Below are 18680 nucleotides of genomic sequence, written 5' to 3'. Positions count from 1 at the left end.
TTACGACCTCGCAGCGGCGGGAATGGCGGGAACGGTGGCGGAGATCCCGGTGCCCTGGCCAGGGGAGGTCTCGATCTCGAAGCTGCCGGCCAGGCGGATCACGCGCTGGCGCATCCCGATGAGCCCGAAGCCGCTCGACCGCCCGGGCTCGTGGACGAAGCCGGCCCCGTCGTCACGGACGTCCAGGGCGACCACGTCGTCCATGTACGACAACGTCAGGACCACCCGGCCGGCCGAGGCGTGCTTGGCGACGTTGGCCAGCGCCTCCTGCGCCACCCGTAACAACGTGGTCTCCACCTCGGCGTGCAGCGGCCGGGCGTCGCCGGTCACGGACACGGCGGCGGGCACGCCGGAGATCCGCGACCACCGCTCGGCCACCTCGCCCAGGGCGGCGGCGAACCCCGGGGCGTCCTCCAGCGGCACGGGCCGCAGCGCGTGCACCGAGCGGCGCGCCTCGGTCAGGCTCTCCCTGGCCAGGGCCCGTACGGTCGCCAGCCGTTCACCGGCCCCCGGCACGTCGCCGAGGGCTTCGAGCTGGGTGAGGATCGCGGTCAGGCCCTGCGCGATGGTGTCGTGGATCTCCCTGGCCATCCGCTGGCGCTCGCCGAGCACGCCGGCCTCGCGGGCCTGCATCAGGAGCTGGGCCTGCAGGCCGGCGTTCTCCTCCGCGAGCGCGGCCAGCTCGGCGGTGGTCTGCCTGAGCCGCTCGTTCTGCTCGGAGACGGTCTGGAAGAGCAGGCCGGCCATGCAGGAGATCAGCACGCCCACGACGAAGGAGGCGAGCAGCTCCACGGGGGTCCGGCCGTCGGCGGGACGGGCGGCGACGATCACGCCGACCGTCACCGCCACCCCGGCGTACGCCCACAGGCCCGGCAGCAGGGCGAAGCACTGCAGGAACGTCCCCACGCCCGTCACCGTGAACACCGTGTCGATCCTGACCAGCGCCGCGACGGCGGCGAGCAGGACGGCGAAGTAGACGATCACCACCCAGCGGCGGGCGGCCCAGCCGGGGTGCGCGGTCACGACCAGCCAGTGCCAGGCCGCCACGAACAGCGCCAGGGCCAGGACCTCCGCCCGCCACTCCCGCAGCAGGGAGAAGAGCGCGGGAAGCAGGACGAGCAGGTACGGCAGCGCCGCCAGGACCCGGTCCCAGCGCCCGAGCGTCACCACCGGTACGCCCTCAGCGCGATGCCACCCGCCACCGCCGCGATCGCGACCATGATTCCCAGCGTAGCCGCCGAGGCAGGAGCGCCCGCCCAGCCGTCGCGGATCGCCTGCACCGCCGGCGCCATCGGCATCAGGTCGCCGATCGCGCGCATGGAGCCCGACATCGTCTCGCGCGGGATGACGGCCCCGGACAGGAACACCATGGGGAAGAACAGCCCGAGCCCGATCACGGTCGCCGCCCGCCCGCTGGGCACGAGCGCGCCCACCAGGAGGCCGATGGCGCCCAGGCTCAGCGCGCCGAGCAGCCAGGCCAGGAGCACGCCGGCCAGGTTCGCGGGGGCCGACAGCCCGTACCCCAAGGCGCCGACGAGCACGATCAGGGCCGTTCCTGCCACCGCCAGCAGCATGTGGGCGATCCACTGCGCGCCGAACAGCATGCCCGGCGCTGCCGGGGTGGCGCGCAGCCGCCGCAGCACGCCGCGCTCCCTGTACCCGGCCAGCGTGGCGGGCAGGATCACCAGGGCGGCCAGCCCGATGACGAAGGCGGCCAGCATGGGGACGGTGGCGTCCACCGTCGGCACCCCGCTGGACAGCGGCCTGTTCCCGCCGCGCAGCTTGACCCACAACATGATCAGCGGGAAGGCCAGTGCGAAGAAGGCCGACATGGGGTCGCGCAGGCCGAGCTTGAGCTCGACGGCGACGACGTTCCCGAAACCCTTCATGGTCAGTTCCTTCCGGTGAGAGCGAAGTAGGCGTCCTCGAGCGAGCCCGCGCCGGCCTGGCCGATCAGCTCGCGGGGAGTGCCCTCGGCGGTCACGCGGCCGCCGTCGATGATCGCGACGCGGTCGCAGAGCGCTTCCGCCTCGTCCATGAAGTGCGTGACCATGACGACGGTCACGCCGCGGTCGCGCATGGCGCGCACCAGACCCCAGGTGGTCCGGCGGGCGTCGGGGTCCAGGCCCGTGGTCAGCTCGTCGAGCAGGACCACCTCGGGGTTGCCCACCAGCGCCAGGGCGATGAACAGCCGCTGCTTCCAGCCGCCGGACAGCCCCGCGTACCGGCTGCCCTTCCTGCCGGTCAGGCCCCATTCGTCCATGAGCGCCCGCCAGTCGGCGGGCTCGTCGTAGAAGGAGGCGTACATGCGCAGCGCCTCGCCGACCTTGATCGCGTCAGGCAGCGCCGCCACCTGCAGCTGCGTGCCGATGCGCTGCTGGAGCGCGCGCCGGTCGCCGCCGTGCGGGTCCAGTCCCAGCACCCGTACGGTGCCGCCGTCGGGACGCCGCAGCCCCGACACGCACTCCACGATCGACGTCTTCCCCGCGCCGTTGGGGCCGGCGAGCCCGAAGATCTCGCCACGCTCCACCGTGAGCGAGACGCCGTTCACGGCCTGACGGCCCTGGTAGCTCTTGCGCAGGTCGCTGATCTCGATGACTGTCATGCATCGAGGATCTTCGGCGCAGGCCCGTCCCGATATCCACCGATCGGTGGACCCCCGTTCGCCCGGCCGGCCGGGTCGAAGCGCCCCTCGCGGCGGAGCTCGCGCTGCGAGCGGCCGCCCGCCCTCGCCAGCGTCGAGCGGCCGCCCGCCCTCGCCAAGGTTGAGTGGCCGCGCCCTCGCCGGGCGGCGTCAGCTGTCCCTTTCCGACGGTGGATAGGCGAATTCCTGCACCCCGGCGAACGTCTGAGGCCCGGTGATCTCGTAGCCGTGGGCGGCCTCGCTCTCCAGGTGCTGGGGGCCGACGTCGAGGGTGTCGGCGGTCTCCCAGACGCCGTCGAGCCGCTGCTCGACGACGTACCGGAACTCGTTGAAGTCCTGGTCCGACGAGACGAACGTGTTGACGACGGCCAGCGAGCGCCGGCCCGCGCTCACCGCCGGCGGCAGGTCCACGCTCTGGTCCTGCCACCGGAACGCCTGCTGCACGGGCAGCGGCTGCCAGGTGCCCGCGGGGACACCGTTCACCGTGATGGCGGCACGCTGCCTGCCGATGCCGGCGTCGAGGCGGCGGATCAGCCGCACCCCGGTGTTGGCCGGATCGACGGTCACGGTGAACCGGCTCGAACCACCGGGGCCGAACGCGCGGCCGTCGTCCACGACGAAGCGGCCCGGCGGGTGGGACGCGGCCGGCTGCGACACCCACATGCCCACCAGGAGCCCGAGCGCGGCGGCGGTGAGCGAGGCGAGAACGGCGACCGCGAACGACCGCCACCGGTTCCGCTCCTGCCCGTTCCCCTCCGGACCGGGATGGGCGGCCGCCTTCCGCGGCGCTCGCCCGGCCACCTTCTCCTGCGCTTGCCTGGGCGCCTTCTCCTGCGCTTGCCCGGCCGTCTTCGCCTGCGCTTGCTCGCCCGCTGCCGGGGCCTCCGGCTGCGGCGGCATCACGGCGGGCGGCACGCCGGGCCCCTCCGGCGTCGTTCCCGCGCCTGCCGGCGGCCCGCCCGGCATCGTCGCGTCGTACGTCTGGAAGCGGTCCGGCGTCCATACGGCGGGCGCTTCCGCCCAGGGCGGTGCGGCGGGTGTGTCCGCCTGGATCGTTGCGACCGACGCATCGGGCTGGGGCGTTGCGGCTGGCGCATCCGCCTGGATAGTTGCGGCCGGCGCGTCCGGCTGGGGCGTTGCGGCCGGCGCATCGGGCTGGGGCGTTGCGGCCGGCGCGTCCGGCTGGGCCGATGCAGCCTCGGTGGGCGCGGGCGGCCGGGGTGGGACGGCCCCGGCGGGCGGGGCCGGTCGGGGCGGGGCGGCCTCGGCAGGGGTGGCCGGGCGGGGTGGGGTGGCGGTGGCGAGGGCGCTGAGCTGCGCCTGGGCTTCCGCCTGCGCTCGTGCCGCCATGGTCGCGAGCCGGGCCACCCGTACCCGCTCCCACGCCTGCTCCCACGCGGGAAGCCGCTGCTCGGGAACCCGGCACCCGCGCAGGAACGCCACCATCACCGCCTTCTTCGGAAACCGCCGCCCGGCCAGCATGTCGGCGCAGGTGGCGCGCGGCAGCCGGGTGCCGCCCGCCCGGTCGGCCCGCGCCTGCAGCTCCCGCAGCGACACGTCGGCCCGCGCGAACTGCTCCGCCAGCAGCCGCACCAACTCCTCGTGACGGGTCACCGACTCCAGGCCGCGGGGCGGCTCCGCCCCGGCGACCGCGATGTCCTCGGCCCCTTCCAGCTCCATGCCCATCGCCGCAGACCCTGCCTCTCCCGACCGGGGCCCTCCGCCCGCAAACCACCGTGCCAGTAATGGACAGTGTAGGAGCGATAACTCTGCGTACACGAGCGGTTTTTCCGCCGGTGGGGTCTCCCGCCCCCGCGCGTGGGAGACCCCCGTGAAGCGGGCCGTGCGCGCGGGCCGTGGGCGCCGCCGCGGCGGCGGGTTCCGGCCCGGGACGCGAGACTACGGGGCGCGGGCTTCAGGCCGGCTTCATCGCGTTGTCACGCGGGGAACGTCCCGGTGGCCGGGCGGCGGAATCAGGCGAGGGTGAGCGAGTCGATCCAGCGCTCCAGCCGCCGGCCCTCCATCTCCATGAGGCCGGGGTCGCGGAAGGTGTTGGTCAGCAGCGCGACCCCCTGGTACGCGGCGAACAGCGCGACGGCCAGCTCCCGCGCGTCGGCCCGCCCCATGGCCGCGAACTGGCCCTCCACCCAGTCGAGGAGCCGCCCCATGACCTTGGCGACGGCCCGGTCGAGGCCGTCGTCGCGCTTGTCCAGCTCGGCGGCGAGGGTGCCGGTCGGGCAGCCGTACCGGGCGGTGAGGTCGCTCTCCCCGATCCACCCCTGGATGAGCGCCTTGAGCCGCTCCTGCGGCGTGCCGAGCCGTTCCAGGGCCTCGACCATGGCGCCGAGGTGGTGGCCGTGCTCCTCGATGGCCGCCTCGATGAGCTGGTCCTTGGTCTTGAAGTAGTAGTAGACGTTGCCCACGGGCACGTCGGCCGCGCGTGCGATGTCGGCCAGGGTGGTCTTCTCGACGCCCTGCTCATGGAGCACTCGTACGGCGGCGCCGGCCAGCCGCTCCCGCTTTCCCGCCCGTGTTGAGTCAGTCACCTGACTAACTATAGACAAAGCCGCTCGATGCCCGCTATGTTCTCGGGACTGAGTCAGTCAACTAACTAACTTCTGGGAAGTGCATCCATGTACGTTGTCACCGGTGCCACCGGGGACGTCGGAGGCGAGCTGGTCCGGCTGCTCGCCACGGCAGGGGAGCGGGTCACCGCGGTCTCCCCGCGGCCAGGGCCTGGACCGCGTCCCGGGCACCTTCGCCGCCTGGGCCACCCGCAACATCGCGGCCTTCCGATGACGGGGCCGCTCACCCGTCCGTCCACAGTCCAGCCGGCCAGGACGCTCGCGCGTCCGCCCCGCCTCCAGGCGGCCGGAGCACCTGCCCATCGGTCCGACGCCCGGGTGGCCACGACGCCCGCCAGGGCGTCCGGCTCGCAGGTGCTCGGCCGGGCGTCCGGCTCGGTGACGTGCGATCTGGCGATCGGCTCGGGCGCGTGCGATCGCGCGTCCGGCTCCGGCGTGTCCCGCCGCACGGACGGGGCGGTGGCGTGAGCGGCCGCCCGCCGCGTGCGGTGGAGGAGTTCCTGGCCGAGCCGGCCGTGGCGACCCTGACCACGCTGCGGCCCGACGGATCCCCGCACGTGGCGCCCGTGCGCTTCACCTGGGACCGGGAGGCGGGCCTCGCCCGCGTGCTGACCGTCGCCACCTCCCGCAAGGCCCGCAACCTGGCCGGCGCCCCGGGCGACGGCCGGGTTGCGCTCTGCCAGGTCGCCGGGTTCCGCTGGATCACCCTGGAAGGCCCGGCCACGGTGTCGCACGACCCGCGCCGGATCGCCGAGGCCGCCCGCCGCTACACCCGGCGTTACCTGTCACCGCCGCCCGGCCCGCCGGGCCGGGTCGTGATCGAGATCGCGGTGGACCGCTTCCTGCACCTGAACCTCTGAAAGGACCCTGCCATGCCCATCCAGCACGTACTCGACTCCACCATGTCCCACCGTGAGCTCGGCTCCGGCGCGCCGATCGTCTTCCTGCACGGCAACCCGACCTCCTCCCACCTGTGGCGCCACGTCATGCCCGCCGTCGGCCAGGGCCGCCGCCTGGCCCCCGACCTGATCGGGATGGGCGAGTCGGGCAAGCCCGCCATCGACTACACCTACGACGACCAGGCCCGCTACCTGGACGCCTGGTTCGACGCCCTCGACCTGGACGACGTGCTCCTCGTCGGCCACGACTGGGGCGGCGCCCTCGCCTTCGACTGGGCCGCCCGCCACCCGGGGCGGGTCCGCGGGATCGCCTTCACCGAGGCCATCGTCAAGCCGATGACCTGGGAGGAGTTCCCCGAAGGCGGCCAGCCGCTGTTCCGGTCGATCAAGACGGAGGGCGTCGGGGAGACCATGCTGCTCGACGACAACGCCTTCCTGCGCGGCCTGCCGGGCAGCGTCGTCACGCCGATGGCCGACGAGGACACCCAGGCGTACCTGCGGCCGTACCCGACGAGGGAGAGCCGGCTGCCGCTGCTGCGCTGGGCCCGCTCGATGCCGCTGGACGGCGAGCCCGCCGGCGTGGTGGCCAGGATCGAGGCGTTCGGCCGGTGGCTGGCCACCAGCGCCGAGGTGCCGAAGCTGCTGATCGGCTTCCGCCCCGGCCCCGGCTCCATGTGGACGCGCGAGACCATCGCCTGGTGCCGCGACACCATCGCCTCCCTCGAGATCGTGGAGCGCGAGGAGGTCGCGGGCCATCACACCCCGGAGGACCAGCCCCTGGTCATCGCCGAGGCCATCGCGGAATGGACGGCCAAGCACCGCTGACCGGCCTGAGTCGTACGCATGTTGGCCTACACTCGTTGTCATGGCTTTCACCGAGAGATCGGCAGCCACCCGGAACGCCATCCTCTCGGCCGCCAGGAAGCTGCTCGTCGAGCGCGGCTACGAGGCGATGACGATCCGGGCGGTCGCCTCGCTGGTCGGCGTGGACCCGTCGATGGTCATGCGCTACTACGGCAGCAAGGCCGGGCTGTTCAACGCGGCCGTGGACGTGGACCTGCGGCTCGACAGGCTCGCCCAGCCGCCGCGCGAGCGGCTGGGCGAGCTGGTCGTGCGGCACTTCCTGTCCCGCTGGGAAGGTGAGCAGGCCGACGACGTGCTGATCCTGCTGCTGCGCTCGGCCAGCACGAACCCGATGGCCGCCGAGCGGATGCGTGAGGTGTTCGCCACGCAGATCACCGCGCTCGTGGCCCGCCTGACGGGGGCGCCCGACGCCGAGCACCGCGCCGCGCTCACCTCCACCCAGCTCCTCGGCCTGGCACTGACCCGGTACGTGCTGCGGTTCCCGCCCATGGTGGACGCCGACGTCGACACGCTCGCCCGCGACATCGGGCCGGTGGTGCAGCACTATCTGACGGGCGGCGGGCAGCCGCTCACGCCGTGATCCGGCTGCGCTCCGCCTCGATGATCGGCTCGATCTGCAGGTCGTAGTTGCACAGGACGACCGCGACCCAGTCGATGTCGAGGTAGATGCTCCAGTTCGTCGAGCCGCCCGCGATGCCGCCGCCGTGGGAGATGTAGCGCCGGTCGTTGAAGATGGACGCGGTCGGCCCGTACGCGTGGAACGCCTCCCCGCGGCGCGGATCCGCCGGGCCGCCTTGCCGCAGGGGCGGGCCCGAGACCTTCGCGTTCACGTACAGCTCGGTGTAGGCGCGCTTGAGCAGCTCGTCGCGCTGCAGCGCGAGCGCGAACCGCACCAGGTCGGGGGCGGTGGTGAAGCCGTTCCCGCCGCCGGACCCGATGAACGCGCGCGCCGAGTTGCTGCCCTTCACCCCGCCGGCGCCGCCCTTGTCCAGATGGCGCACGCCGTCGACGCGCGAACCGTCCTCCTGCAGCATGTACGGGTGCGCGATGCGCTCGCGGGCCAGCCACTCGGTCCTGGTGTAATAGGCGGAGTCCACCATGCCCGCCCGCTCGAAGACGTGCTCGCGGACGTACTCGTGGAACGGCTGCCCCGACACCGCGGCCACCAGCTCCCCGAGCACCTCGTACCCCATGCTCGAGTACTCCTTGCTCGTGCCGGGAGTGAAGCGCAGCTTCTGTGACCTGGCGCGGGCGGCGATGTCCCGGTTCCGCTCCTCGATGCTGGTGAAGACGTGCGGCTCCGGCCTGTCGTTGGTGGGGTCGGTCATCCCGGACGTGTGCGTGAGCATCTGGTGCACGGTGACGTGCCCGGCGATCTCCGCCGGGAAGCCGTCCAGGTGGTCGCCGACCTTGTCGTAGAACCTGAGCTTCCTCTGCTCGGCGAGCTGCACCACGGCCAGGCCGGTGAAGGGCTTGGAGGCCGAGGCCATGGCGTAGATGGTGTCGATCTCGTTGGGGATGCGCCTGCCCTTGTCGGCCATGCCGTACGCGCGGGCCAGCACGTGCCGGCCGCGGTGCGCCAGCAGCACCGTCCCGGAGAACTGGTCACGCTCGGCCAGATCCTTGATATAGCGGTCGAAGGCGCCGCCCGGGCGCAGGTCGGCGGGGATCCTGCCGGAGCTGCCGGCCGCGGCCTCGGCGACGCCGGAGGCGGCCAGCACGCCGCTCGCGGTCAGGGGGACGGCTCCGAGCAGGCCGAGCGCGGTCCGCCTGGACGGCCGGGGCTCGTGTCCGGTCATGGATGCCTCTTCTCCTCGGGATCTTCACAGGGTGGGCACGATGCAACCGCCCGCCGCGTTTCCACCGCGTTTCCGCCGTCTAGCGGGTGCTATTTCGCGTGTAGCGCCTCCTGTTCGACAGAGGAGAACACCATCGGACAGGAGAACACGGATGACGATTCTCGTGACCGGCGCCACGGGTACTGTCGGGCGCCGCATCGTGGGGCAACTCGTCGAGCGGGGCGCGCGCGTACGGGCGCTGACCAGGAACCCCGGCAAGGCCGCGTTCCCCGGCGATGTCGAGGTGGCCTGCGGCGATCTGACCTCGCCCGAGACGCTGGCCCCGGCGCTGGAGGGCGTGACAGGGCTGCACCTGATCACGTTCGGGGGCGATGACTACGCGCCGCTCGAGAACGGGCGCGAGCTGGTCGAGCTGGCGGTGAAGGCGGGCGTGACGCGCGTCAGCGTGCTGAGCAGCTTCGACGAGACCTCGGTCGAGGAGGCACTGCGAGCCGGTGACCTGGGGTGGACGCAGTTGCTGTGCGTCGAGTTCATGGCCAACGCCTTCGACTGGGCCGAATCCATCCGGGAGGAGGGCGTGGCGCGGGTCTTCGGCAACCATCCCGGCGCCGTCGTGCACGAGGCCGACATCGCCGCCGTGGCCGTGGCGGCGCTGGTCGAGGAGGGGCACGCGGGGGAGACGTACATGCTGACCGGGCCCGAGGCGCTGACGCCGGAGGAGCGGGTGCGGCTGATCGGCGCGGCCACCGGGCGGGAGATCCGGTTCGAGGAGCTGACCGAGGAGGAGTACCGCGCCTCCATGCGGGCGGCGGGGATGGGGGACGACCTGATCGAGTTCGGGGTCCAGCTCGGCGCCAACCAGCCGGAGGCCGCCTCCGTCGTGCTGCCGACCGTGGAACGGGTCACGGGCCGCTCCGGGCGCACGTTCGCGCGGTGGGCCGCCGAGCACGCCGCCGCATTCCGCATTTAAGAGCTTAGGAGAGGAAATATCATGACAATTCACTCGTTCCGGATCGAGATTCCGCAGCAGGACCTGGACGACCTGCGTGCCCGCCTGGCCATGACCCGCTGGCAGGACCAGCTTCCCGGCACCGGCTGGGAGCGCGGGGTCCCCGCGGGCTACCTCAGGGAGCTGGCCGAGTACTGGCGCACCGGCTACGACTGGCGCGCGCACGAGGCCAGGCTCAACGAGCTGCCGCACCACATCACCACGATCGACGGCCAGCGCCTGCACTTCGTGCACGTCCGCTCCGGCCGGGCCGACGCGCTGCCGCTCATGCTGCTGCACGGGTGGCCGGGCACGTTCGTGGAGTTCCTGGACGTCATCGAGCCGCTCTCGCGCGACTTCCACCTGGTCATCCCGTCACTGCCCGGCTTCGGCTTCTCCGCCCCGCTCTCCGCGACCGGCTGGGACGCCGCCCGCTCCGCCCGGGCGTTCACGGAACTGATGGCCAGGCTCGGCTACACCCGCTACGGCGTGCAGGGCGGGGACGCCGGCGCCTTCATCGCGCCCGAGATGGGTAAGCACGCCCCCGACCGCGTCGTCGGCATCCACCTCAACGCGGCACTCACCTTCCCGATCGGCCAGGACGGGGAGATGGACGGGCTGTCGGATGAGGAGCGGCGGCGCTGGTCGGCCATGGAGAACATGAACGACGGGTACCTCCAGACGCAGTCCAAGCGGCCGCAGACGGTGTCGTACGGGCTGCACGACTCGCCGGTGGGGCAGCTGGCGTGGATCATGGAGAAGTTCAAGGAGCTGACCGAGCCCGTGGCGGGGTTGCCGGAGGAGTCGCTCGATCGCGACCTCATGCTCACCAACGTGACCATCTACTGGCTGACAGGGACGGCGGGGTCGTCGGCGCAGTTCTACTACGAGAACATGAGCGCCGCGGATTGGGGGAACTCCGGGGGCTGGGATGCCGCTGGCGAAGCGGGCGGCTCTGGAGAGTGGGCTGCTGCCGGCGAGGCGGGCGACTGGGCCGGGGCCGGGGCCGGTGACTGGGCCGCCGCTGCCCGGGGCACCGTCCCCACGGGCGTGCTCGTGTCCAAGGCGTGCGACGTCACGATCCGCTCCTGGGCCGAACGCGACCACAACATTGTGCACTGGGCCGAATACGACAAGGGCGGGCACTTCTTCGCCGCCGAACAGCCCGCCCTCTTCGCCGAGGACGTCACGACCTTCTTCACCAAGCTCCGCTGACCCTCCTTCGCCACGGCTCCGCCGGCCTCCGGTGTCGCGCGGCCTCGCCTGAGGTGCCGCGCGGCGCCGGCTCCGGCGAGGCCGGCACGAACGGTCAGGTGGACCAGCGCACCTCCGAGGCCGGCAGATAGCGGCAGGTCGAGCCGGTGGAGACCGAGGCGCGCAGGTGGGCGGCCAGCTCAGGGTGGCGCTGGTCGAGCTGGCGGAGCGTGTTGCGGATGCGGTTGGTGACCGCCTTGCGGGCCCGCTCGGCCTCGTCCCCGAGGCGGCGAGGACGGCCGCCCAGGCCGGCGGCGGTACGCAGCTCGTCCAGCAGCGCCTGCCGCTCCGCGTCGAACTCGGCCGCGCGGCGCTCCTCGCCCAGCTCCACCGCCCGGTCGATCTCCTCGTCCAGCAGCTCCAGCCGCCTGCGGTAACGCGCTCTGGCCTCCTCGTCGAGCACGTCGTCGCCGCCCATGCTCCGCGCCGCGATCACCACCTCGCCGCCCGGCGGGTTGAGCAGCTCGACCGCCGGCACGTCGCTTCCCGGCCGGGCGAGCAGGACGCGCAGGTCGGCCAGGCCCTTGGAGTCGGGCAGGTGCACGGTACGGCCGGCGAAGGTCAGGGTCCACACCTCACCGTCGAAGCGGAAGGCGGCGGCTCCGGAGCTCGGCAGGCGTACCAGCATGCCGAGCTCCGCGGCCTCCCGCTCCACCTGCTCGATCAGCGCGGAGGCGTCGTCGCCGCGGGCCTGCAGCACCTCCGCCAGGCGGGCCCGCGACTCGACCGACCAGGGCCGCGCGCCCAGGACGTCGGCCGCCCGGTAGGCCGCGGTGAAGCCGGCGACCGCGTCGTCCCAGCGTTCCTGGGCCGCGTCAAGCACGGCCGCCCAATGGGCGTACGGGCCCTCGACGGCGACGGTCGCGGTGACGCCCCACTGGCCGGCGTACGGGGAGATCGCGGCCCGGGCGTGCTCGCAGAGCACGGGATCCTTCGAACGGGCGGCCGCCTGCGCCTGGAACCTCAGCCACAGCGGCGCCATCCAGCGCAGGTACTGCTCGCCCGCAGCCATGATCTGCGCCAGGTGCCGCATGGCGGCCTCGCTGCCACCGCCCCGCTGCACCGCCGTCACGGCCTGGTAGAGCGGGAAGTGCTGGCTGCCCCCGCTCCGCATCTCCGCCAGCACGGTGTCGGCCACGTCGAAGCGCCCCCTGAGCAGGGCGGCCGACCAGCGTTGCATCCAGCGCAGGTCGCGCCTGCCGATGCCCGGCTGCTCGCCGAGGTCGTAGGCGGCGTCGATGTGGCCGTCCGCCTCGTCGAAGCGGCCGGTGAGCGTGGCGAACGCGGCCTCCAGCACGGCGGCCTCGTGCTGGAACAGCGCCAGCCCCGAGGACTCCGCCCGGGTGGTGAACGCGCGCTGCTCCGCCAGGCAACGCGGGTCACCCAGCTCCAGCAGGGCTCCGATGCGCCAGGAACGGGCGGTCAGGTCGAGCTGATCGTCACCCGTGCGCCTGGCCACCGCCGACAGCTCCTCGGTGATCGCCAGCCGCTCGGCCGTGGTGCCCGGGGCCCAGATGATGCCCAGCCTGGACAGGAGGCTGTACCCGAGCGCCTCGTCGTCCTCGCCCTGCCTGGCCAGGTCGGCGGCCACCTCGGTCAACTCGCGCGCCGCCACGTTCAGCCGATCCTCGCCACTCACCGCCCCCGCCGACACCTCCGGACCGCCACCCTTGCGTTCGCCCGCCGCCACACCCGTGCTTGCGCTGAGGGCCGCGCCCGCATTCGTGCCCGTGCCCGTGCCAGCGCCCGTGCCCGTGTCCGCGTTTGTGCCTGCACCCGCGTTCGTGCCTGCGTCTGCGGGCGTGTCCGCGTCTGCGGGCGTGCCGGGGCCCTTGCCGGTGAGTACTGTGCCGGTGCGCAGGTCCGTGCCCGCGCTGAAGCTCGTGCCCGCGCCCGGGCCGAGGCTTGCGCCGGTGGCCGGATCGGGCCGTGGGGTGCTCGGCGGGGGCAGGGAGGGAGCGGCGCGACGCACCAGCTTCTGGTGGGCCTCGTGGACGAAGCCGGTCCAGCGGCCCTGACCGGTGTAGCACAGGTCGTGCAGCTTCAGAGCCGCGATCGCCAGCAGGTCGGGGGTGTCGAGGCGGCGGGTGAGTACGAGGGCCGCTTCCAGGCTGCGTACTCCTGCGGCGGTGTCGCCGGCGCGGTGCTGCGCCACGCCCAGGTCGAGCCCGATCGTGGCCCGCCGGCGCAGGTCGGAGGCGGGCGTGAGGTCCAGGGCGCGGCGGAAGTGGCCCGCGGCCTCCTCGTCCGCCATCCGCCCCTCGGCGTCCCTGGCCGCGGCCAGGAGCAGATCGGCCGCGTCGGGTACGGCGGCCAGGTAGGCGTGGTGGGCGCGGGTGGCGGGCAGCGCCGTGTCGAGCGCCACCAGGGCGGACGCGTGCAGGGCGGCCCGGCTCGGCTCGTCGAGCTCGGCGTAGAGGGTCTCGCGTACCAGGTCGTGCACGAACGCGTAGCGCCCGGCGCCGTGCGGGACGACGAGCTTGGCCGACACGGCCTGGTCGAGCGACTTGCGGACGGATCCGCGGGAAGCTGGGGCGGCGCCGCCCTGGCGCGCCGGTAGGGAGCCGCCGCCGGAAAGCGGGCGGGTGTCCGTGATGCCATTCGGCCGAGTGACGGCGAGCCCAGGTGCAGCGCCCCCGGCCGACGCGTCGGCTGTCGCAGCTACGGCGTCACCTGGCCGGATGCCGAGGTCTGGTGCGGCGGGGCCAGGCCGGATGCCGAGGGCCGGTGTCGACGTGTGGGTCAAGGCCGTGACCAGACTGTCCTCGGTGAACTCGCGCCCCAGCACCGCCGCCATCCGCAGCACGTCCAGAACGCCGCCCGCCAGCCGCGACAGCCGCCGCCGGACCGCCGCGCCCACTCCCGGTGGGATCGTGGCCAGCGGGCTGCCGCCCTGCCACAGGCGTGCCGTCTGCTCCACGAAGAACGGGTTGCCGCCCGTGCGTTGATGGATCTCCGCGACCAGGCCGGCCTCCGGGACCAGCCCCGTCGTACGGGCCACCAGCCGCGCCACGCCTTCGAGGTCGAGCCCGGTCAGCGTCAGGGTGGTGGCCTTGGCCTCCAGGGGGAGGCTGAGCGTTCCGTCCACCTCCGCGTCGCGGTAGGTGCCGATCACGAGCAGCCGCTCGAACCAGGCGTGCCCCACCACGAACTCCAGCAGCCGCAGCGACGCCGCGTCGGCCCAGTGCAGGTCTTCGAGGACGACCACCACCGGCTGCTCCCGCGAGGCGTCCACCAGCAGGCCCGTCACCGCGTCGTAGAGCTGGAACGCCTCCCCGTCGGCGCCCGCCAGGCTCTGCGGCGTGGCCCCGGGGGCGAGCTGCCTGACCACCTGCACCCACGGCCAGTAGCCCGGCGCGCCCTCGCCTTCCCAGCAGGCGCCGGTGAGCAGCCTGGCGCCCCCGCGCACGGCCTCCCGGGCGGCGCTCGCCACCAGCGTGCTCTTGCCGATGCCCGCCTCGCCCGTCACGAGGACCAGCGCTCCGTGGCTGATCAGCGCACGCTCCACCTCGCCGCGCAGGATGGCGGCGGGTCGTTCGCGTCCGATGAGCATGGCCATGCCGGAACCCTACGCGGCCGCACCGACAAACCCCGGCCGAGACCGCGGGCGGCCCACCGGCGCCGACCGTCGGGCCGACCGGGATGTGCTGCTTCCCGATGAAGGCGGGCAGTGCGTCGTCGATCACGGAGTTCGACGCATGGAGGTTCCGCGGCTGGTGGCGGCATCTGAAGAACCGCTACGGGCTGTCAGGGGAATCTCCGCTGCGCGGCTCCATGCCGCCGCAGCGGAGACCCGGGACACGCTGTCGGGCCGCAGCGCGGCGTCCGGTGGTGCCGGACATCGACGCCGGCCGTGAGCACCAGGACGAACGCCGCGCTGCGGGGCTTATGGGCGGTCCCGGGCAGGGACTGCGGAGGGACGGGTCAGTGCTGGACGCAGCCGGACGACTCCTTCGAGCCCACCGGTACCTTGACCCCGACGCCGGCCGCCTCGACCCCGGATATGCACACCGGGACCTGGTTTCCGTTGAGGACGCTGTTCCCGTTGAGCGTGCTGATGGTGCCTTCGATGCCGCTGGGGACGTTGGCGGACGCCGGGCCGGCGACGGCGGCGAGCGCGAAGGCGCCGGCGAGGGTGACGGTGGCGATGCGGGCTGAGTGACGCATGAAGGTGCCTCTCTGTGAGTGGAGGGGGCGATGTGTTCCGTGATTGGTCTTGCCGGTGGGGGTGATTACAGAACGTAGCGACCGGTTACGGTGCGCTGTCACAGGTGCGACCGAGGGCTGTCGAACCCGCAACCCCATCCCGTACGTCTAAGGCCCTCCGCACGCCCTGCCTGCGGAAATCGATGCCAAGCGGGGAAATTCGAGTGCGGCACGAGCGCGTCCTGGTGTTGCATGAGCCGGATGATCGACGAACCGCTGGAACGGCTCCGCGCCGCCGCCCGACGCACCCGCGAACTGACCCTGAACCGGGCGGCCACCGGCCTGAGCCACGAGGACGCCGACGACGACGTCGGCACGATCGGCACGGACGGCGCCCTCGGGTTCGACCCGTTCCCCCTGCTGGAAGCCCTCCATGACAACGGCGTCCGGGCTGTGGTGATCGGGCAGGTGGCCGGCATCATGCACGGGTCCACCGAACTGACCGGTGACCTGGACCTGCTCTGGGACGGCGTCCCGGCGCACGCCCCGGCCCTGGCGGCGGCCTTCGCCTCCGTCGGCGCCCGGCTCGCCGACGAAGCGGGCAGGCCCGTGGCGATCCGCCCCGATTCCTTCCTCCGCCCCAAGGTGCAGTTCACCGCGCCCGGCGCCGGCGGCGACTGCTGCACCCCGGAGCTCCCCTGGGGTGACCATCGCGTCCAGGGCTTCCTCGATCGCGCGATCACCGCGGTGGGCCCGGACGGCCTGGAAGTTCACTACGTCTCCCGGGAGGACCTGATACGGATGCGCCGCGCCCTGGGGCGCCCCAAGGACCTCCGGCGAGCGGACGAACTGGCCGCGCTGGCTCCCGGCCGCCGGAGCTGACGGCGCACCGCCGCACGCGCGCCACCGGCTCGCGCGACGGGTTCGCCCCTTGCGCGGAACGGCTCCCACGCGGCAGTTCCGCTGACGAACGCATGCGGTCCGGTCGCATGAGAGGGTGAGCGGCAGGTAACCATTCGACCGACGAGTGAGGATCCCGTGCCTTCGAACCAGGCTGAAGACGCCGGCGGCGTGCGCAGCGTGCAGCGGGCGTTCGACATCCTGTCGCTGCTCACCGAGGACCGGCGGACGCTGACGATCCGCGAGGTGGTGGAGGAGACCGGGCTGGCCAAGACGACCGCCCTGCGGATGCTGCAGACGCTGGAGCACATGGGGCTGCTGTGGGCCACGCCGAAGGGGTACGCGGCGGGCCCGGCCCTGTGGCGGTGGGCCCACCTGGCCCGCAACGCCTGGGAGCTGCCGCCGGAGACCGTGCAGCTCATGCGGGAGCTCGGGGCGCGGCAGCGGGAGACCGTCAACCTCTACGTGCTGCGGGACGTGCACCGCGTGTGCATCGCGCAGCAGGAGAGCCCGCAGCCGCTGCGGCACGTGGTGCGGGTGGGCGACGAGCTGCCGCTGTGGGCGGGCGCGTCCTCCAAGGTGCTGCTCAAGGACGCGCCGGACCGGCTGCTCGAACGGGTGGCGCGCTCCTCGCCGTACGGGGAGGAGCATGTGGCGACGCTGCGGGAGTGGGCCGCGCAGGCCGAGCGCGACGGGTACGCGGTCAGCCACGGCGAGCGTGAGCCCGGCCTGTCGGCGGTGGCCGTCCCGGTCACCGGCGGCTCGAAGGCGACCGTTGCCGCGCTCACGCTGAGCGGGCCCACCGTCCGCTTCGGCGACGAGCGCGTCGAGGAGTTCAGGGCGGACCTGGTCGAGGTGGCCAGGCGTATGTCGGAGCGCGGGTTCGAGCACCCGCTCACCTGAGCGCCCGGCGCGGGGCTCTCCTGGGCGTCCGGCGCGGGGCTCGCCTGAACGGGTGGGACGGCGCTCACCTGAGGGGTGGGACACAGCTCAGCCGGGCGGGCGGGACGAGGCCGGCAGCAGGCAGAGCGTGACCACCGACGACGGGAGCGTCACCGCGCAGGCGGCGTTGAGCGCCACCGACAGGCCCGCCGGCTCGCTCAGCGCCGGGCCCGCGAAGGCGCCGGTCATGGTGGCGGCCGCCTCCACGGTGAGGAACACGGCGGTGACGCGGCCGAGGAGGTGGCCGGGGGTGGCGCGCTGCACGTACGTCTGCACGGCGACCAGCACCGTCACCCCCGGCAGCCCGAGCAGCACGGCGGCGGCTGGCGGGCGCCCCGAGCAGGAAGCCGAGCCCCAGCGCGGACAGCAGGTAACCCACCTCGGCGCTCCCGCCGAACGTGGCCACGCCGAACGGGATGAGCAGGGCGGTCAGGGCGGCGTTGGCCAGCAGGTGCACCCCATCGGCGAACCCATGACGCCACCGAGGCCCGGCCGTCAGGGAGCTGGTGTCGTGGTGAGGGTCGGGGTGGTGCGCGTCATGACGGCGCCTCGGTCAGGTCAGGGCGTCGAGTGCGCGATCGACGTCGTCCTCCGTCGTGTAGAGATGGAAGCTGGCGCGCACCCTGCCCGCCCGTACGGCCGCCCGGATCCCGGCCGCCGCCAGCCGCTCGCCGGGCGCGTCCACCGAGACGATGGCCGTGTCGGACGGTGGCAGGCCGAGGCCCGCTCGGAAGCGGTTGGCCAGGGCGACGTCGTGGTCGCGGATGTGCTCGACGCCGATCTCGTTCAGCAGCTCGATGGCGGGCGCGGCCCCGACGTACGAGAACCAGGCCGGCGACAGGTCGAACGCCCGCGCGTCACCGGCCAGCCGCAGCGGCGGCCCGTAGTAGGAGCCGCCCTCGTCGGCGCCGGCGTACCAGTTCGCGGCCAGCGGGCGCATGCGCTCGCGCAGCCGCGGCGACAGGTAGGCGAACGCCGCTCCGCGCGGCGCCATCAGCCACTTGTACGCCGCGCAGGCCAGCGCGTCCACGCCCGCGACGTCGACGGGCAGCCAGCCGCACGCCTGCGAGGCGTCGGCGATGACCAGCGCGTCATGGTCCCGGGCGGCGGCGACGATGTCCGCGAGCGGCGTCACGTACCCGGTGGCCGACTGCACCAGGCTGAACGCCACGGCGGCGGTGTCATGGGTGATCGCCTCGGCCAGCCGGTCCGCGGGCACCGTCTCGACCTCGGCCGCCACCGCCCAGGGGAACAGGTTGCTGGTGAACTCGATCTCCGGCACCACGACCTTGGCGCCGGGCGGCAGCGCGGTGGCCACCACGGACATGATCTGCGACACCGTCGAGCTCACGCTCACCTCGGCGGCAGGGGCCCCGACGAGGCGGGCGAACGCGGCCCGGGCGCGCCCGACGGAGGCGTCCCACGGCTTCCAGTCGGTGCGGCCGTGGCGCCAGTCGGTGAGCACGGCCTGGAGCTCGTCGAAGGCGCGGCGCGGGGGAGGCCGTAGGAGGCGGTGTTCAGCCAGCCCGGGTCGGCGTCCCAGAGCTTGGCGGCCGTGGCGATGTCCATGGCTTTCAGCCTAAGGGGCCGCAGCTAGAAATCTACAATGTAAAGGCGTCCGCCGCGATGAAGCCTCGGCAGGCAGCGCGCGGCCACAGC

Annotated in this window: 18 protein-coding genes; 8 read left to right on the top strand and 10 right to left on the bottom strand. The window is 73.4% G+C overall.

What is annotated here, in order from left to right; genetic code table 11:
- From AB0I79_RS54775 to AB0I79_RS54755, 5 genes are all read right to left on the bottom strand, one after another.
- Entirely contained in the window at positions 1-1170 is a 1170-nt protein-coding gene (locus AB0I79_RS54775) for a sensor histidine kinase (RefSeq protein ID WP_357892471.1), read from the bottom strand.
- On the bottom strand, positions 1164-1889 hold the full coding sequence (locus AB0I79_RS54770; RefSeq protein WP_357892468.1) for an ABC transporter permease: 726 nt from the start codon (positions 1887-1889) through the stop codon (positions 1164-1166). The genes AB0I79_RS54775 and AB0I79_RS54770 overlap by 7 nt, the downstream gene beginning before the upstream one ends.
- 2 nt (positions 1890-1891) lie before the next feature.
- On the bottom strand, positions 1892-2605 hold the full coding sequence (locus tag AB0I79_RS54765) for an ABC transporter ATP-binding protein (protein WP_357892465.1): 714 nt from the start codon (positions 2603-2605) through the stop codon (positions 1892-1894).
- A gap of 189 nt (positions 2606-2794) precedes the next feature.
- A complete protein-coding gene (locus AB0I79_RS54760) occupies positions 2795-4330 on the bottom strand; it encodes a hypothetical protein (protein WP_357892463.1) in 1536 nt (511 codons plus the stop codon).
- A 287-nt stretch (positions 4331-4617) separates the two neighbouring features.
- Positions 4618-5190: a TetR/AcrR family transcriptional regulator gene (locus AB0I79_RS54755; RefSeq protein ID WP_357892460.1), complete on the bottom strand. Its 573-nt coding sequence runs from the start codon at positions 5188-5190 to the stop codon at positions 4618-4620.
- 87 nt (positions 5191-5277) lie between these two features.
- Between AB0I79_RS54755 and AB0I79_RS54750 the strand changes: the two genes are divergently transcribed.
- Genes AB0I79_RS54750 through AB0I79_RS54735 form a run of 4 tightly spaced genes read left to right on the top strand, consistent with a single transcriptional unit; the run spans position 5278 to position 7572 of the window.
- On the top strand, positions 5278-5697 hold the full coding sequence (locus tag AB0I79_RS54750; protein ID WP_357892457.1) for a hypothetical protein: 420 nt from the start codon (positions 5278-5280) through the stop codon (positions 5695-5697).
- Entirely contained in the window at positions 5694-6089 is a 396-nt protein-coding gene (locus AB0I79_RS54745) for a TIGR03618 family F420-dependent PPOX class oxidoreductase (protein ID WP_357892454.1), read from the top strand. The genes AB0I79_RS54750 and AB0I79_RS54745 overlap by 4 nt, the downstream gene beginning before the upstream one ends.
- A gap of 12 nt (positions 6090-6101) precedes the next feature.
- Positions 6102-6953, top strand: coding sequence for a haloalkane dehalogenase (locus tag AB0I79_RS54740; RefSeq protein ID WP_357892451.1), 852 nt, complete (start codon positions 6102-6104; stop codon positions 6951-6953).
- A gap of 40 nt (positions 6954-6993) precedes the next feature.
- Positions 6994-7572, top strand: coding sequence for a TetR family transcriptional regulator (locus AB0I79_RS54735; RefSeq protein ID WP_357892448.1), 579 nt, complete (start codon positions 6994-6996; stop codon positions 7570-7572).
- On the opposite strand, the gene AB0I79_RS54730 is transcribed toward AB0I79_RS54735, so the two are convergent.
- Positions 7562-8791: a serine hydrolase domain-containing protein gene (locus AB0I79_RS54730; RefSeq protein ID WP_357892445.1), complete on the bottom strand. Its 1230-nt coding sequence runs from the start codon at positions 8789-8791 to the stop codon at positions 7562-7564. The genes AB0I79_RS54735 and AB0I79_RS54730 overlap by 11 nt on opposite strands.
- Before the next feature lie 151 nt (positions 8792-8942).
- Between AB0I79_RS54730 and AB0I79_RS54725 the strand changes: the two genes are divergently transcribed.
- Together AB0I79_RS54725 and AB0I79_RS54720 are read left to right on the top strand one after the other, a co-directional pair.
- Positions 8943-9761 carry an NAD(P)H-binding protein gene (locus AB0I79_RS54725; protein WP_357892442.1) on the top strand — a complete coding sequence of 273 codons (819 nt, stop codon included), beginning with the start codon at positions 8943-8945 and terminating at the stop codon, positions 9759-9761.
- Between the two features lie 21 nt (positions 9762-9782).
- Positions 9783-10994 (top strand): epoxide hydrolase, encoded by a 1212-nt coding sequence (locus tag AB0I79_RS54720; protein ID WP_357892439.1) that lies wholly within the window; start codon positions 9783-9785, stop codon positions 10992-10994.
- A gap of 94 nt (positions 10995-11088) precedes the next feature.
- On the opposite strand, the gene AB0I79_RS54715 is transcribed toward AB0I79_RS54720, so the two are convergent.
- Both AB0I79_RS54715 and AB0I79_RS54710 read right to left on the bottom strand, forming a co-directional pair.
- Positions 11089-14592, bottom strand: a complete 3504-nt coding sequence (locus AB0I79_RS54715; protein ID WP_357892436.1) for an AAA family ATPase — start codon at positions 14590-14592, stop codon at positions 11089-11091.
- A 365-nt stretch (positions 14593-14957) separates the two neighbouring features.
- On the bottom strand, positions 14958-15200 hold the full coding sequence (locus AB0I79_RS54710; RefSeq protein ID WP_357892433.1) for a hypothetical protein: 243 nt from the start codon (positions 15198-15200) through the stop codon (positions 14958-14960).
- A 240-nt stretch (positions 15201-15440) separates the two neighbouring features.
- On the opposite strand from AB0I79_RS54710, the gene AB0I79_RS54705 reads away from it, so the two are divergent.
- Together AB0I79_RS54705 and AB0I79_RS54700 are read left to right on the top strand one after the other, a co-directional pair.
- Positions 15441-16061: a hypothetical protein gene (locus AB0I79_RS54705; protein ID WP_357892430.1), complete on the top strand. Its 621-nt coding sequence runs from the start codon at positions 15441-15443 to the stop codon at positions 16059-16061.
- Between the two features lie 156 nt (positions 16062-16217).
- On the top strand, positions 16218-16982 hold the full coding sequence (locus AB0I79_RS54700; protein ID WP_357892427.1) for an IclR family transcriptional regulator: 765 nt from the start codon (positions 16218-16220) through the stop codon (positions 16980-16982).
- A gap of 87 nt (positions 16983-17069) precedes the next feature.
- Here AB0I79_RS54700 and AB0I79_RS54695 read toward each other — a convergent pair whose 3' ends face one another.
- Both AB0I79_RS54695 and AB0I79_RS54690 read right to left on the bottom strand, forming a co-directional pair.
- The gene (locus AB0I79_RS54695) at positions 17070-17336 is read right to left on the bottom strand and encodes a hypothetical protein (protein ID WP_357892424.1); all 267 of its coding nucleotides are present in this window, start codon (positions 17334-17336) and stop codon (positions 17070-17072) included.
- 238 nt (positions 17337-17574) lie between these two features.
- A complete protein-coding gene (locus AB0I79_RS54690; protein ID WP_357892421.1) occupies positions 17575-18486 on the bottom strand; it encodes an aminotransferase class V-fold PLP-dependent enzyme in 912 nt (303 codons plus the stop codon).
- Positions 18487-18680 lie beyond the last annotated feature (194 nt).

This window comes from Nonomuraea sp. NPDC050202 (genome assembly GCF_040656115.1).
Taxonomy (GTDB): domain Bacteria; phylum Actinomycetota; class Actinomycetes; order Streptosporangiales; family Streptosporangiaceae; genus Nonomuraea.
This window is presented reverse-complemented; position numbering and strand designations above follow the sequence as displayed.

Excerpts from the sequence above, each read along its gene's own strand:
- AB0I79_RS54770 (WP_357892468.1), bottom strand. The coding sequence starts at position 1,889 with ATGAAGGGTTTCGGGAACGTCGTCGCCGTCGAGCTCAAGCTCGGCCTG.
- AB0I79_RS54765 (WP_357892465.1), bottom strand. The coding sequence starts at position 2,605 with ATGACAGTCATCGAGATCAGCGACCTGCGCAAGAGCTACCAGGGCCGT.
- AB0I79_RS54760 (WP_357892463.1), bottom strand. The coding sequence starts at position 4,330 with ATGGGCATGGAGCTGGAAGGGGCCGAGGACATCGCGGTCGCCGGGGCG.
- AB0I79_RS54750 (WP_357892457.1), top strand. The coding sequence starts at position 5,278 with ATGTACGTTGTCACCGGTGCCACCGGGGACGTCGGAGGCGAGCTGGTC.
- AB0I79_RS54740 (WP_357892451.1), top strand. The coding sequence starts at position 6,102 with ATGCCCATCCAGCACGTACTCGACTCCACCATGTCCCACCGTGAGCTC.
- AB0I79_RS54735 (WP_357892448.1), top strand. The coding sequence starts at position 6,994 with ATGGCTTTCACCGAGAGATCGGCAGCCACCCGGAACGCCATCCTCTCG.
- AB0I79_RS54730 (WP_357892445.1), bottom strand. The coding sequence starts at position 8,791 with ATGACCGGACACGAGCCCCGGCCGTCCAGGCGGACCGCGCTCGGCCTG.
- AB0I79_RS54725 (WP_357892442.1), top strand. The coding sequence starts at position 8,943 with ATGACGATTCTCGTGACCGGCGCCACGGGTACTGTCGGGCGCCGCATC.
- AB0I79_RS54720 (WP_357892439.1), top strand. The coding sequence starts at position 9,783 with ATGACAATTCACTCGTTCCGGATCGAGATTCCGCAGCAGGACCTGGAC.
- AB0I79_RS54715 (WP_357892436.1), bottom strand. The coding sequence starts at position 14,592 with ATGGCCATGCTCATCGGACGCGAACGACCCGCCGCCATCCTGCGCGGC.
- AB0I79_RS54710 (WP_357892433.1), bottom strand. The coding sequence starts at position 15,200 with ATGCGTCACTCAGCCCGCATCGCCACCGTCACCCTCGCCGGCGCCTTC.
- AB0I79_RS54705 (WP_357892430.1), top strand. The coding sequence starts at position 15,441 with ATGATCGACGAACCGCTGGAACGGCTCCGCGCCGCCGCCCGACGCACC.